This is a genomic window from Zwartia panacis (genome assembly GCF_030410395.1).
Classification (GTDB): Bacteria; Pseudomonadota; Gammaproteobacteria; order Burkholderiales; family Burkholderiaceae_B; genus Zwartia; species Zwartia panacis.
Genome location: NZ_JAUHHF010000009.1, coordinates 27,900 through 40,823, shown reverse-complemented (window position 1 = coordinate 40,823; position 12,924 = coordinate 27,900). Strand labels below are relative to the sequence as shown.

Annotated in this window: 11 protein-coding genes; 6 read left to right on the top strand and 5 right to left on the bottom strand. The window is 54.0% G+C overall.

The genetic code is table 11. From position 1 onward, the window contains the following. Nucleotides 1-46 precede the first annotated feature (46 nt). Nucleotides 47-805, bottom strand: a complete 759-nt coding sequence (locus tag QWY30_RS11975) for a sulfite exporter TauE/SafE family protein (protein WP_290241341.1) — start codon at nucleotides 803-805, stop codon at nucleotides 47-49. A gap of 89 nt (nucleotides 806-894) precedes the next feature. On the opposite strand from QWY30_RS11975, the gene QWY30_RS11970 reads away from it, so the two are divergent. Next, complete coding sequence (locus QWY30_RS11970) at nucleotides 895-1,950, top strand: TauD/TfdA family dioxygenase (protein ID WP_290241339.1); 1,056 nt, start codon at nucleotides 895-897, stop codon at nucleotides 1,948-1,950. 10 nt (nucleotides 1,951-1,960) lie between these two features. On the opposite strand, the gene QWY30_RS11965 is transcribed toward QWY30_RS11970, so the two are convergent. Next, a complete protein-coding gene (locus QWY30_RS11965; RefSeq protein ID WP_290241337.1) occupies nucleotides 1,961-2,728 on the bottom strand; it encodes a class II aldolase/adducin family protein in 768 nt (255 codons plus the stop codon). Here QWY30_RS11965 and QWY30_RS11960 point away from each other — a divergent pair. Beyond that, entirely contained in the window at nucleotides 2,727-4,076 is a 1,350-nt protein-coding gene (locus tag QWY30_RS11960) for a porin (protein WP_290241335.1), read from the top strand. The two genes, QWY30_RS11965 and QWY30_RS11960, sit on opposite strands and share 2 nt — an antisense overlap. 33 nt (nucleotides 4,077-4,109) lie before the next feature. On the opposite strand, the gene QWY30_RS11955 is transcribed toward QWY30_RS11960, so the two are convergent. The 3 genes from QWY30_RS11955 to cuyA all read right to left on the bottom strand — a co-directional run bounded on the left by QWY30_RS11955 (nucleotide 4,110) and on the right by cuyA (nucleotide 7,464). Continuing rightward, nucleotides 4,110-5,369 carry an MFS transporter gene (locus tag QWY30_RS11955; RefSeq protein WP_290241333.1) on the bottom strand — a complete coding sequence of 420 codons (1,260 nt, stop codon included), beginning with the start codon at nucleotides 5,367-5,369 and terminating at the stop codon, nucleotides 4,110-4,112. A 20-nt stretch (nucleotides 5,370-5,389) separates the two neighbouring features. Further along, complete coding sequence (locus QWY30_RS11950) at nucleotides 5,390-6,355, bottom strand: Bug family tripartite tricarboxylate transporter substrate binding protein (protein WP_290241332.1); 966 nt, start codon at nucleotides 6,353-6,355, stop codon at nucleotides 5,390-5,392. 92 nt (nucleotides 6,356-6,447) lie between these two features. Beyond that, complete coding sequence (gene cuyA / locus QWY30_RS11945; RefSeq protein ID WP_290241329.1) at nucleotides 6,448-7,464, bottom strand: D-cysteate sulfo-lyase; 1,017 nt, start codon at nucleotides 7,462-7,464, stop codon at nucleotides 6,448-6,450. Between the two features lie 164 nt (nucleotides 7,465-7,628). Here cuyA and QWY30_RS11940 point away from each other — a divergent pair, with 164 nt between their 5' ends. Genes QWY30_RS11940 through QWY30_RS11925 form a run of 4 tightly spaced genes read left to right on the top strand, consistent with a single transcriptional unit; the run spans nucleotide 7,629 to nucleotide 12,923 of the window. Further along, nucleotides 7,629-8,570: an ABC transporter permease gene (locus tag QWY30_RS11940; RefSeq protein WP_290241327.1), complete on the top strand. Its 942-nt coding sequence runs from the start codon at nucleotides 7,629-7,631 to the stop codon at nucleotides 8,568-8,570. After that, nucleotides 8,570-9,403 carry an ABC transporter permease gene (locus QWY30_RS11935; RefSeq protein ID WP_290241325.1) on the top strand — a complete coding sequence of 278 codons (834 nt, stop codon included), beginning with the start codon at nucleotides 8,570-8,572 and terminating at the stop codon, nucleotides 9,401-9,403. The genes QWY30_RS11940 and QWY30_RS11935 overlap by 1 nt, the downstream gene beginning before the upstream one ends. Nucleotide 9,404: 1 nt before the next feature. Then, nucleotides 9,405-11,300 (top strand): dipeptide ABC transporter ATP-binding protein, encoded by a 1,896-nt coding sequence (locus QWY30_RS11930; RefSeq protein ID WP_290241323.1) that lies wholly within the window; start codon nucleotides 9,405-9,407, stop codon nucleotides 11,298-11,300. Between the two features lie 24 nt (nucleotides 11,301-11,324). Continuing rightward, the gene (locus QWY30_RS11925) at nucleotides 11,325-12,923 is read left to right on the top strand and encodes an ABC transporter substrate-binding protein (RefSeq protein ID WP_290241320.1); all 1,599 of its coding nucleotides are present in this window, start codon (nucleotides 11,325-11,327) and stop codon (nucleotides 12,921-12,923) included. Nucleotide 12,924 lies beyond the last annotated feature (1 nt).

The window sequence follows — 12,924 nt, the reverse complement described above, 5'->3', positions numbered from 1 at the left end:
AGGTCTCGCTCTGATGCGTTGATACTCAGGTTCGCATCAAGCGGGGCTAGCTCCAGATCAGGCTGAGCGCTCGAAATGAAGTGTAGGAACCCAGAAATAACAAGCTGAAAAAGAAGTAGCGGCGAAACTTTTCCTGGGGAATTCTTTTTCTAAGCGCTTGGCCCAAGAACATGCCAATCAAAGCCGGGATCAGTGCCAGCAAAGATGTTGTGGCGATTTCCATTTCGAACTCACCCGTGACAAGTAAGCCGATCGCCAACGCCACGGAGGCGACCGTGAAAGATAGGCCCAGTGCCTGAATCAAATCATCTCTTTTGAGTTCGAGCGCCGTATAGTAGGGTGCAGCGGGCAGGGCGGCAATGCCTGTCGCGCCAGACAATATGCCCGTCACAAAACCGATGAGAGGTGAGGCTCGGGATTCGGAGCGTTTCGAGACATTCAAGCGTGCCTGGGATAAGCCGTAGAGGCCATAGGCCATCAACACGAAGCCTAAACCCGCCGTCACAATCGCTGTTTGACCACTGACAATAAAGCTCACGCCAAAAGGTGTACCCAAACAGATACCGATAAGCAGGGTTTTGAATCTTTTGAATAATATCCAGAAGCTTGGACCGGATATCAGTTGCCAGATGTTGGTGATGAGTGAGGGCAGTACAAGCATCGCCGCAGCCTCGACGGGCGCGATGACTAGTCCAAGCAAGCCGATCGCGATCGTCGGTAGACCCATGCCAATCACGCCCTTGACGAGTCCGGCGAGCACGAAAATAGAGAAAACCAGGGCGAGTGAGGTATAAGAATCAGTCATTATAATTTCTTCAATCTTCGCTAACGATAGCACCTACGGGCGCTTTCATGTGCGCAATGGACCTCTCTATAAAATTTCTCAGGAAAAATATGCGTATCGATGACTTGCCGCCGGAGATTGTTGGCCCGACTGCCTGGTTGGGACCGGAGGTCTGTGCTTCCGACACTTGGATTCACAGACTCACGGATATCGAACTGTCCGAGCTGGAGCAGGCGGCACGTGAGGCGTTGAGACGTCACCCGGACATCGCGTCGATTCGTCGGGAGAGTTTCGTATTGCCAACGTTGGGACCGAGACTCGCACGTTTGCATGATGAGTTGATTCACGGCAAAGGATTCGCCTTGGTGCGTGCCCTGCCGGTCAATGAATGGCCACGCGAGATTACGGCGGCTGCCTTTTTTGGCTTGGGTTGTCATTTGGGGCATCCGCGTCCCCAAAATGCAAAAGGCCATGTGCTGGGTCATGTGATCGACATGGGACTGAATGCGGACGATCCCAAGGTCAGAATCTATCAGACGCACGAAAGACAGACGTTCCATACGGACTCGAGCGACATTGTCGGGCTGGTGTGTTTGCAGCAGGCCAAATCCGGTGGGGATTCGGCACTCGTTTCCTCCAACACGATTTACAACGTGATGCGGCGTGATTATCCTGAGCTGGCCGCCGCACTGTTTGATCCGATCGCGACGGATCGTCGTGGCGATGTGGCCGAGGGACAACTCCCGTATTTTGAAATTCCGGTGTTCACTTGGCATGCTCAAATGATGTCGACGATTTATCAGCGTCAATACATCGATTCGGCGCAGCGTTTTGACGGGGCGATGCGTTTGACCCCCTTGCATGTCGAAGCCCTGGACTGTTTTGATGCCTTGGCAAACGACACACGTCTTAATTTTTTGATGCGGCTTGAGCCTGGTGATTTGCAGTTTGTGCACAATCACACGCTATTACATGATCGGACTGCGTTCGAAGACTGGCAAGAGCCGGGACGTAAGCGTCATTTGCTGAGACTGTGGTTGTCCTCGCCTCAGGCGCGTCCCTTGCCGCCCGTTTGGGCTCAGCGATATGGCTCAATTGAGCCGGGTGTGCGCGGCGGGGTGATGGTGCCCGCCGCCGCCTGGATCGCGCCTCTCAAGCCTGAGTAGTGATCCCTGTTTAGTCTGCGTAGCCGGGAAGTTCCCGGTCAAGCACGCGCATCATCGCTTCGAAGTAGAGATTATCGCGACCTGCGCGCGTGTGACGATCGTCAACAGGTGGTTTCTGAACCGCGGCGATCACCTCCTCAGAGAGTATCTGGATAGGCTTGCCGGTACTCATCGCCAGCACTTGGGCACGACAGACGCGTTCAAGTTTATACAGGCGTTTATAGGCTTGTGCCACGGTGTCGCCAACCACCAAAACGCCATGATTCTTCATGAACAGGATTTTCTTGTCGCCAATCGCGTGAGCGAGTCGTTCGCCCTCGGAAAGAAAGTCGGCAGTCCCCGTATAGGTATCGTCATACGCGATCAGTCCATGGAAAAAAGCCGCAGTCTGGCTTGCGGGCAGCAAGCGGTTGTCTTGGAGCATGTTGAGCGTGACGGCCCAGTTCTGATGTGTATGCAATACGACATTGGCACCGGTGATGCGATGGACCGGCGCGTGGATGCATTGAGCTGAAAGCTCGACAATGCCATCACCTTCGAGTGTCTCGCCTTTTTCGTTAAATACAATCATGTCGCTCGCACGTGCTTCTGACCAATGCAAGCCGAACGGAAGAATCAAATAACGGTCCTTCGTGCCGGGCACTGCCATCGTAAAGTGGTTGTCGATACCCTCATGCAAATCATCCAGTACGGCAAGTCGGTTGGCGGCGGCAAGGTGAATTTTGGCCTGTTGAATCGCGTCGACCTGAGGCTTGGTTTTTAGATTGTGCACAGACATGGCGAACCTTTTAAAATGGGAAAGTTGGAACGAATCAAAACAAGACGAATCCGGACAAGATTACTCCCCTTCAACTGACGCTGCAACATCTTCAAAAGGCTTCTTTGTGGCTCTTCGACCCTCACTTAAACATGCACGGCAATACCTGGTCAGGACATTGATCACGAGCTTGGGGATGCTGGGTGCTGGCGCTGCGGCGCAGCAAAGCTCTGTGACGCTCTACGGCATTATCGATCTCGGACTTGAGTACGATCATGTTCGCCAGAATGCGATTTCCGGAGTCGTGCCACAAGAGGCGACGAATCAGAGCTTTTTTGGAATGAGCAACGGTGTTCAGTCAGGATCTCGCTGGGGCCTGCGGGGTCTTGAGGATCTTGGCGGCGGGCTGGGTGTCAATTTCGTTCTTGAAGCAGGTTTCAATCCTGCCCAAGGTACCTCTGCTCAAGGCGGGCGCTTGTTCGGTCGCCAGTCGACGGTTGGGATGACGTTGCGTGAAGCGGGACGCGTGGATATTGGTCGTCAGATCAATCTTGCCTCCAATTACTTTTTATCCATCGACCCGTTTCAGGAGGGGTTTGGTCAAGCCAACATTGGATCCTCTTTTGGCTCAACCAATACCGCGCGCTACTCCAATATGTTGCTGCTGCAGGCAACACCAGCTGCTGGGCTGACGCTCGGAGCGGGGTATTCATTTTCCACTGAACTCTCCGCGATTTATGCGGGGGAGCAAAGTTGCATCAGCACACAGTCCTGCCCTGAAAAACCAGGTCGCTACAACTTTATTTCCACTCACAATATGCGCGCACTGACGCTTGGAGCCCAATATAGTCGGGGTCCTCTTGATCTGGCTGTCGGATACGACAGGCTGTATGGGGACGCCTCTCAAGAAGCGAGTAGCCCCAGCCCTTCCTTTTGGGTGCTCGGTGGTGCCTATGATTTCAAGACGATCAAGCTTTCCTTCGCGGCGGGTCTTGCAAGGGATGGTTTTGCCAATGGCCAGACGCAGGGTACGGGTGCCGCTTCATCGTCAGGGCTTTTTTCAGCCTCCTGGACGCCGGGCGCCGTATTGTTTTTACCCGGTGCACAGGCAAGCTCATATTTATTTGGAGTGACTTCACCATTGACTTCACAAGTCACTCTTTTGGCCTCCTGGCAGATGATGCAGCCTCAGGGAGTGTTGTCGGGTGACGCGCAGTTCAAATCGCAGCAAATATTCAGTGCGGCGTTGACACATCAACTCTCGGCGCGAACCAATCTCTACACCTACGCCTCATATGCCCAAAATTTCGCAATGATCAATACTGCAGACAGTTTTGTCTTTGGTGTGGGAATGCGTCACAAGTTCTGAGTGTCCGGACACGGCGCATGGATCATGCGTCCATCATGCCGGAACCGAGCGGTAGCGTTCTTTTTCTTTTGTCATGTCTGGCAAGAACCAGGCCACGACACCTAGTACAGGTAAGAATGAGCAAATCTTATAGACGACTGCAATGCCATAGACATCCGCTAACCCGCCCATGATTGCGGCACCCAGCCCGCCCAGACCAAAGGCGAAACCGAAGAACATTCCGGATACGAGGCCCACACGTCCAGGCATCACTTCATGCGCGTATACGAGCACGGCGGGAAAGGCTGACGCCGTGATCAAACCAATAATGATCGTCAGCACGCCAGTCCAGAAAAGGTCTGCATAGGGCATGGCCATGGTGAAGGGCAGTACACCCAGAATCGAAATCCAGATCATGGGTCTGCGACCGATTCGGTCCGTGAGCGCGCCTCCCAAGAGTGTGCCCACCGCGATGGCAGTCATGAAAATGAACAGCTGCACTTGCGCAGCCTGAACGGGTAAGTCAAAGCGCTCGATGAGATAAAAAGTAAAAAAGGAGGTGAGACTGGATGTGTAGACATTCTTGGAAAAGAGCAACACCATCAATATTGTGATGAGAAAAAGTACGCGTGCGCGGGGCAGGCCAGACTCTTTTGAATCGGCTGAGGCGTGACCTGATTTTTTAGCGGGTTTGAGATTGGCACCGTACCAGATTCCGACGCGTGTTAAAAACGCCATGGCCACCAGGGCGGCCATCGACACCCAGGCAATCGCTCCTTGTCCATGTGGCAGCACGATGAAAGCAGCAAGCAAGGGACCAATCGCTTGACCCGCGTTTCCTCCCACTTGAAACAATGCCTGTGCCGTGCCGTAGCGACCACCGGAGGCCATGCGCGCGACACGCGAGGCCTCGGGATGAAAGATCGCGGAGCCCGTACCCACTAACGCCGCAGCGATCAACACAACGGTGTAACTGCCTGCCACGGAGAGCAGCAATAAACCAATCAGTGTGGAACCCATGCCAATGGCCAGTGAGAAAGGCTGCGGTCGTTTGTCCGTATAGAAACCAACCGTGGGTTGCAGCAAGGAAGCCGTGAGTTGAAATGCGAGCGTGATGAGACCAATCTGCGCGAAGTCGAGATTGAATTCTGTTTTGAGCAGTGGGTAGAGCGCGGGAATGAGTGATTGAATGAGATCGTTGAGCAGATGACAAAAACTCAAGGACAACAGAATCGGCATAGTCGCCGCTTGCGCGCTCACAGTGTTGTTCGTTGTGAGGGGAACTTCAGTGCTGGCGGCGACGGATTTGTTCATGACAAAAAAGCAAAGCTGATTTATTGGACAGTGACTTTAGCGGTTTTGATGACGGAACCCCATTTTTCGACTTCGGTCGCTAAGAATTTTCCTGTTTCCGCGGGGTTCAAGCCCATCGGCACGATGCCGAGTTCGGTAAAGCGCGCCACGATTTCAGGTGATTTCACCGCTTCGTTGACAGCTTTAGATAACTTGTCCACGATCGCTGCAGGTGTTCCGGGTGGGGCAAAAAACATCACCCAGCTGGACGATTCAATAGAGGGGCCGCCAGATTGCTTGATGGTGGGCACATCCGGTGCGCTGGGCAGTCGCTCATTTGAGAACATTGCAAGCGCATTGACTTTGCCGCCTTTGACGTGAGGCATCATCGAGCTCGGCACATCCACAAGCATTTGAATATTGTTTGCCATCAAATCCGCGAGCGCCGGTGCCGTGCCTTTGTATGGCACGTGAATCATGTTCACGCCTGCGGTGGTTTGCAACAGTTCAGAAGTGAGATGCGCGGCCGATCCCACGCCAGAAGACCCATAGGCCAGTTTGCCCGGGTTGGCTTTGGCATAAGCAATCAGTTCGCTGACATTCTTGGCAGGAAATTGTTTGCTGGTGGTCAAAATCAGTGGCGAAATCGCGACCAGTGAAACGGGAGCAAGCGATTTGTGGTCAAAAGGCAATTTACCTTCGTAAAGCGTCGCGTTCGCTGCATGGGCGGTAATGACGGTGAGGATGGTGTAACCATCCGGGGCCGCCTTGGCCACAAAGTCCGCACCGATGATCGAGTTGGCGCCAGGCTTGTTTTCAATGATGATAGGTTGACCAAGAATGGTTTGCAGTTTTGCAGTCACCATGCGGGTCACGTTGTCCGTGAAGCCTCCGGGTGTGTAGGGTACGACCCAGCGAATAGGTTTGGAGGGATAGTTTTGCGCGAGGGCATTCCCCGAAAGGGTCGCAAGCGCAGCTGCAATGATGCCGGCTTTCAGAATGTTCATGTCTCCACCTATTGTTGGTTGGATGGTGATTGATTTTTATTGATGCCAGCGACGATACTACTCGGACGTCGCTGGCGCAAATGCGATCAAAGTTATTTTGCGTCGGCTGGATCGCCAAGAATGGTGGATTCGTAGGCATGCAGTGCAGTCGCACCGCCTGTATGCAGGAACAAAACATTATCGGTCGGCTTGAAATAGCCCTGGCGGCTCAGACCAATCAGGCCTGCCATGATTTTGCCTGTGTAGACCGGGTCTAGCAAAATGGCCTCCGTGCGCGCGAGCAATTGAACGGCTTCGACCATGGCCGGATTGGGGACCGAGTACTTTGGACGCCACCAGTCTCCAAAGGAGACAACGGCCTCGGCGGGTACTTGGATGCCTGTGCCCAGCAGATCCATGATGGCTTGGGCCTCCTTGTGAACTAGGGGATTTTGATCTTGAGGATCCCGGCTCACGCCGATACCCACGAGCGGGATCTTGATGTTGTTACCCAGAAAGCCTGCGACCAGACCACCGTGCGTCCCTGAACTGCCAGAACCGACCACCACATAATCCATCGGCTGGCCCATCTCGAAAAGTTGCTGCTGAATTTCTTGTGCACATGCAACATAGCCCAGCCCGCCGATCGCGTTCGATCCACCGCCCGGGATGATGTAGGGCTTGCGACCTTGGGCGCGCGCCTCTTGCGCGACGGCTTCCATGGCTTGCGCCATGTTGGAGCCTCCGGGCACCACGGTGATGCTTTCGACGCCCAGCAGGCGGTACATAAAGTTATTGCCGCTCGCCTCGGGGTTATAGCTGCCAGGCACACGTTCTTCGATCACGAAGCGACATTTGAGTCCTTCTTTGACGGCAGCGGACAATGTGATTCTGCAATGATTGGACTGAGGAGCACCGCATGTAATCAAAGTGTCCGCGCCTTTCGCGAGCGCATCGCCCATCAAGAATTCGAGTTTGCGTGTCTTGTTACCACCCGGTGCGAGACCCAGCATGTCGTCTCGCTTGATCCATACTTTCGGGCCACCGAGTGCTTTGGTGAAGTTAGGTAAGAACTCGATAGGTGACGCACCAATTGTGTACTGCCTGCGTGCGAAGCGACTCAAATCCATGCATGACTCCTGTTTATTTGAATAATTTCAATATTTGGACATTGTGTGGCGATCAATGTACGCCTGCCGCCGCATGTTGCCAAGTCCAAAATAATGAGTTGACGGACTGGACTTCAGTCGATAGGATCGCTGCATACTCAGGTTTTTCAGGGCGCGTGATCTAGATGTTTTCTTACACTATCCGCCGTTTGCTCATGACACTTCCTGTCATGCTGGTTGTCGCATTGTTCGTGTATGGCCTGCTTGATCTGGCGCCGGGAGATCCCGCGGTGTTCCTGGCTGGAGAAGAAGCTTCTCTCGAGGATATCGCGCGCATCCGGCAAACACTCGGGTTGGATCAACCCTTTTATCATCGTTTCACCCTCTGGTTGTTCAACGTCCTGCAAGGCGACCTGGGCCAGTCCCTGTTTACTGGTGTGCCTGTCTCAGAAATGATTGTGCAGCGCATGCCTCCGACCTTCACCCTTATGGTGATGACACTTTGCGTATCGGTCATGATCGCCATCCCTCTTGGCGCGCTTGCAGCGTGGCGTCACAACAGCACGTACGACCGTGGCGTCATGGTGATCGCAGTGTTGAGTTTTTCACTGCCAACATTTGTGGTGGGCTATATGCTTGCCTGGGCGCTCGGCATTGAAATGCAGTGGCTCCCCGTGCAAGGTTATGTTCCGCTGTCACAGGGATTCTGGAACTCGATCAAGACTCTGATCTTGCCAACGCTCGCGCTGAGCAGCGTGTATGTGGCGCTGATCACCCGCATCACGCGCGCCACATTGCTCGAAACCCTCTCGCAGGATTACATCAGAACCGCGCGTTCGAAAGGTGTCGGCAATCAGGATATCCTGTTCAGACACGCACTCAAGAACGCCGCGATCCCCGTGATCACCGTCATCGGTAGTGGTGTCGCTTTACTGATCAGTGGTGCAGTGGTGACTGAGACAGTGTTTTCAATCCCCGGACTCGGCAGACTAACGGTCGATGCCATCCTCAGGCGAGATTACCCGATCATTCAGGGTGTGATTTTGCTTTTCAGCTTTATGTATGTGCTGGTCAATCTTGTGATCGACTTGCTCTATCGTGTCTTTGACCCGAGGATTAAATACTGATGTCGCGAGCCTTTCGATTCCTCAGGCGATACCCGACCATCGCAGTCGGCGGGACGTTGCTTTTTTTGCTGATACTGATGGCGATTTTTGCGCCATGGATTGCTGACAAAGATCCGATGGCGCTTTCACCCGTACACCGCGCGCGCGTACCGAGTGAAAGGTTTTGGTTCGGCACAGATTTATTGGGTCGGGACGTTTACGCCCGCGTGGTCTATGGGGCGCGCGTCTCCCTTGTCGTCGGCTTCACTGTGGCGATCTTGTCCGCCGTGATCGGGACGATTATTGGGTTGACCTCTGGTTTTGTGCGATGGATCGATGCGATCGTGATGCGCGTCATGGACGGTTTGATGTCCATCCCCACCATTTTGCTGGCCATCGCGCTGATCGCGCTGACTCGTGCTTCGCTTCAGAACGTGATTATCGCGATCACAATCGCCGAGGTCCCTCGAGTGGTGCGCCTGGTGCGAGGTTTGGCACTCTCATTGCGCGAGCAACCCTATGTCGAGGCGGCAATCGCTGCCGGAGCCTCGCCTGTCAGAGTGGTATTCAAGCACATTTTTCCAAACACGATCGCAGCGCTGACTGTGCAAACCACTTACATCTGTGGCTTGGCGATTCTTGCTGAAGCGAGTCTCTCCTTTATCGGGGCCGGTGTGCCACCTTCGATTCCTTCCTGGGGCAATATCATGGCAGAGGGACGCGCACTTTGGCAGATCAAGCCCCACATGATCGCGTTTCCCGCATTGTTTTTGTCTGTGACTATTCTTTCAATCAATATGCTTGGCGATGGTTTGCGCGATGCAATCGATCCGCGCATGGCCAAGAGAATCTGACATGACAAGCACACATCAACAAGCCATAGAGCAAGCGCGCCGGGTATTGGACGTCAAAGGTCTCTCGGTTGTCTTTGGGACAGGTCCAAACCAGGTTCAGGCTGTCAAATCATTGGATCTGCATGTTGACCGGGGAGAGACGCTTGCAATCGTTGGCGAGTCGGGCTCGGGTAAGTCAGTCACCTCGCTGGCGTTGATGCGCTTGATTGAGTTTGGTGGCGGTACGATCACGCATGGCGAGATGCACTTCCATCGTGCGCAGGGACAGACTGTCGATTTGCGGCGCGCGTCCGAAGAGGTCATGCGAAGCATGCGGGGCGCAGACCTCAGCATGATCTTTCAAGAGCCTATGACCTCATTGAATCCGGTGTTCACTGTGGGTTCGCAGATCACCGAAGCGATTTTGCTCCATCAGCCTGGTGATATGGCGCAGGCGACTGCCGCGGCCATCCGTATTCTGGATCAAGTGCGCATTCCCGACGCGGCGGCGATGATGAAACGCTATCCGCATGAGCTCTCCGGCGGGATGAGGCAGCGTGTGATGATCGCCATGGCCCTGTCCTGCAAGCCCTCTGTCCTGATCGCGGACGAGCCCACGACCGCACTGGATGTCACCATTCAGGCGCAGATCCTGCAGCTGATCGCCGAGCTCCAAAAAGAAATGGATATGGGCGTGATTTTCATCACGCACGACATGGGGGTTGTGGCAGAAATCGCCGATCGTGTGATGGTGATGCGCCGTGGGGAAGTCGTTGAACAAAACGATGTATTCAGCTTGTTTGCGGAACCACGCCACATCTATACCAAGACACTGCTTGCAGCGGTGCCCAAGCTTGGTTCGATGCGCGGCATTCACGAGCCTACACGCTTTGACTTGCCGCTCCAGGAAAATCAGGATCAGGCAAGAGTATCGGCGCAAAGGTCTGTTAAGCACGGTTCCCGTTTGGCGGATGGCTCGCATGACAGTCCGGTGATTTTGGGTGTGAGGGATCTCGTCACACGGTTTGATGTCCGGGGTGGCATTTTCTCCAGAGTGCAAAGGCGCGTGCATGCTGTCGAGCGTGTCTCCTTTGATTTGCACGAAGGTGAGACACTTTCTTTGGTGGGCGAGTCGGGTTGTGGCAAGACCACGACGGGTCGTTCCCTGATGGGACTGACCAAGGTCACCGGCGGACAAGTGACGTTTGGCGGTACGGCTGTTGATCTTGCAAACGCGCGATCATTACGCAGCTTGCGACGCAATATGCAGTTTGTTTTTCAGGACCCTTTTGCCTCGCTGAATCCAAGGATGCGTGTCGGGGAGTGCATCGGTGAGCCGATGATCATTCAAGGGCTCGCCAGCGGTGATCAGGCGGCCCGACGCGTTGCTGAGTTGATGGAGCGCGTAGGACTGGACCCCTCCACGGTCAATCGATGGCCGCATGAGTTCTCTGGCGGACAACGCCAGCGTATTTGTATTGCCCGGGCGTTGTCAGTCAATCCTAAAGTGTTGATCGCAGACGAAGCTGTTTCAGCCTTGGATGTCTCGATCCGCGCTCAGATTGTCAACTTGCTGATCGATTTGCAGGATGATCTGGGGATATCGTACTTATTCATTTCCCATGACATGGCGGTGGTCGAACGAGTCAGTCATCGTGTGGCTGTCATGTATCTCGGTCAGATTGTCGAGATTGGTCCTCGCAGTGCGATTTTTGAAAATCCCCAGCATCCTTATACAAAAAAACTCATGGCTGCTGTCCCCATCGCGGATCCGCTGGCGCGACGCACCCACAAGCTCGAAATTTCCGAAATACCCAGTCCTGTCAGAGGCGTGGGTGATGATCCCCTGGTTTCACCGCTGGTTCGGGTGGGCGAGGGCCACTATGTCGCGACGCATAAGGTGGGCGGCATGTATTGAAGTTGAGTAATTGGGAGAGTAAAGATGGATCGCAGAAAGTTCTTAGTGACGTCTTCAGCTACCGCAGCGGCCTTGTGTTTGCCCGCGGCATTTAAAGTCCATGCAGCAGCGCCCGCCAAGCTGTTTCGCTGGGTCCCTCATGCGGATCTGACCATCCTGGACCCGATGTTCAGCACAGTGTTCATCACGAATATCCACTCGCAATTAATCTTTGACACGCTCTATGGTCTGGATAATCAGTATCAGCCCCATCCTCAAATGGCCTCTGGGCACGAGGTAGACGCATCGGAGCTCGTCTGGACGATCAAGCTGCGCGATGGCTTGAAGTTCCATGATGGCTCTCCTGTCCGCGCGCAAGATGCTGTGGCAAGCTTGAATCGCTGGTCCAAAAAAGATTTGATGGGCCGCTCGTTGATGGACGCGACCGAATCATTGACTGCACTGGATGATAAGACGCTTCAGTTCAAGCTCAAGAAACCGTTTCCACTGATTCTGCATGCGATCGCACGTCCGACAGGCAGCATGGCCTGCATCATGCCGGAAAAATTGGCGTTGACACCTGACAACGTTCAGGTCAAGGTGATGAATGGTTCTGGCCCCTTTAGATTCGTCCACGACCAGTGGGTGTCAGGTTCTCAGGCTGTGTATCAGAAGTTCAATGACTATGTCCCGAGCAGCAATAAACTCAAGCCAGAGTTCACTTCCGGACCCAAAATTGCTTATATTGAACAAGTGAAGTGGCAGATTATTCCTGATAGCGCGACGGCCGTGGCCGCGCTGAGAAATAATGAGGTCGATGGCGTCGAGCATATCGACGCCGACTTTTTGCCGAGCTTGAAAAAAGATCGCAACATTACCCTGATCAAAAGAACGCTTCCTTCGATATCGCTGATGCGCTTCAACCATTTGCATGCGCCTTTCAACAACAAGCTGATGAGACAGGCGATTTTGTCAGTGGTCAATCAGACCGAATACATGATGGCGATGAATGGACCGGATTTCCCGGAGTTCTGGAACGACAAGTGCGGTGTGTTTGTGCCCGATTCGCCGATGAGCAGTGATGGCGGCATGGAAAAATTACTCGGCAAGCGGGATATGAACAAAGCTCGAGCGATGATCAAAGAGGCCGGCTACAAAGGGGAGACCGTTGTCATCCTCGATCCTGTCGACTATCCCGCCTTTCACACTGCCGCTCTGGTGACGGCCGACCTGTTCAAACAACTCGGGATCAAGACCGATGTGCAGGCGATGAACTGGGGCACGTTGATGCAGCGTCGCAACAGCCAGGAGCCACCTTCTGCAGGTGGCTGGAATATTGCCTTTACTGCCACCACAGGACCGAACAATCTCGACCCCGCCGGCCACCTCGCGATTCGGGGCACAGGTCTCAAAGGATGGTTTGGCTGGCCCACCAGTGAGCGCATTGAGCAACTGCGCACGGACTGGTTCAACGCTAAAACTCTCGATGAACAAAAACGCATTTGCCGTGAGCTGCAGATACAAGTGTTTGAAGATGTGCCGTATATCCCGCTCGGTGCGACCTATCCGGTTTCGGCCATCCGCAAAGAATGGGTGGATTTCCAACCACAGATGCCTTTGTTCTATACCTTGCGTAAAGCCTAAT

Bases quoted from the DNA above. Each gene is read 5' to 3' on its own strand.
- QWY30_RS11975 (WP_290241341.1), bottom strand. From the start codon at position 805: ATGACTGATTCTTATACCTCACTCGCCCTGGTTTTCTCTATTTTCGTG.
- QWY30_RS11970 (WP_290241339.1), top strand. From the start codon at position 895: ATGCGTATCGATGACTTGCCGCCGGAGATTGTTGGCCCGACTGCCTGG.
- QWY30_RS11960 (WP_290241335.1), top strand. From the start codon at position 2,727: ATGGCGAACCTTTTAAAATGGGAAAGTTGGAACGAATCAAAACAAGAC.
- QWY30_RS11965 (WP_290241337.1), bottom strand. From the start codon at position 2,728: ATGTCTGTGCACAATCTAAAAACCAAGCCTCAGGTCGACGCGATTCAA.
- QWY30_RS11955 (WP_290241333.1), bottom strand. From the start codon at position 5,369: ATGAACAAATCCGTCGCCGCCAGCACTGAAGTTCCCCTCACAACGAAC.
- QWY30_RS11950 (WP_290241332.1), bottom strand. From the start codon at position 6,355: ATGAACATTCTGAAAGCCGGCATCATTGCAGCTGCGCTTGCGACCCTT.
- cuyA (WP_290241329.1), bottom strand. From the start codon at position 7,464: ATGGATTTGAGTCGCTTCGCACGCAGGCAGTACACAATTGGTGCGTCA.
- QWY30_RS11940 (WP_290241327.1), top strand. From the start codon at position 7,629: ATGTTTTCTTACACTATCCGCCGTTTGCTCATGACACTTCCTGTCATG.
- QWY30_RS11935 (WP_290241325.1), top strand. From the start codon at position 8,570: ATGTCGCGAGCCTTTCGATTCCTCAGGCGATACCCGACCATCGCAGTC.
- QWY30_RS11930 (WP_290241323.1), top strand. From the start codon at position 9,405: ATGACAAGCACACATCAACAAGCCATAGAGCAAGCGCGCCGGGTATTG.
- QWY30_RS11925 (WP_290241320.1), top strand. From the start codon at position 11,325: ATGGATCGCAGAAAGTTCTTAGTGACGTCTTCAGCTACCGCAGCGGCC.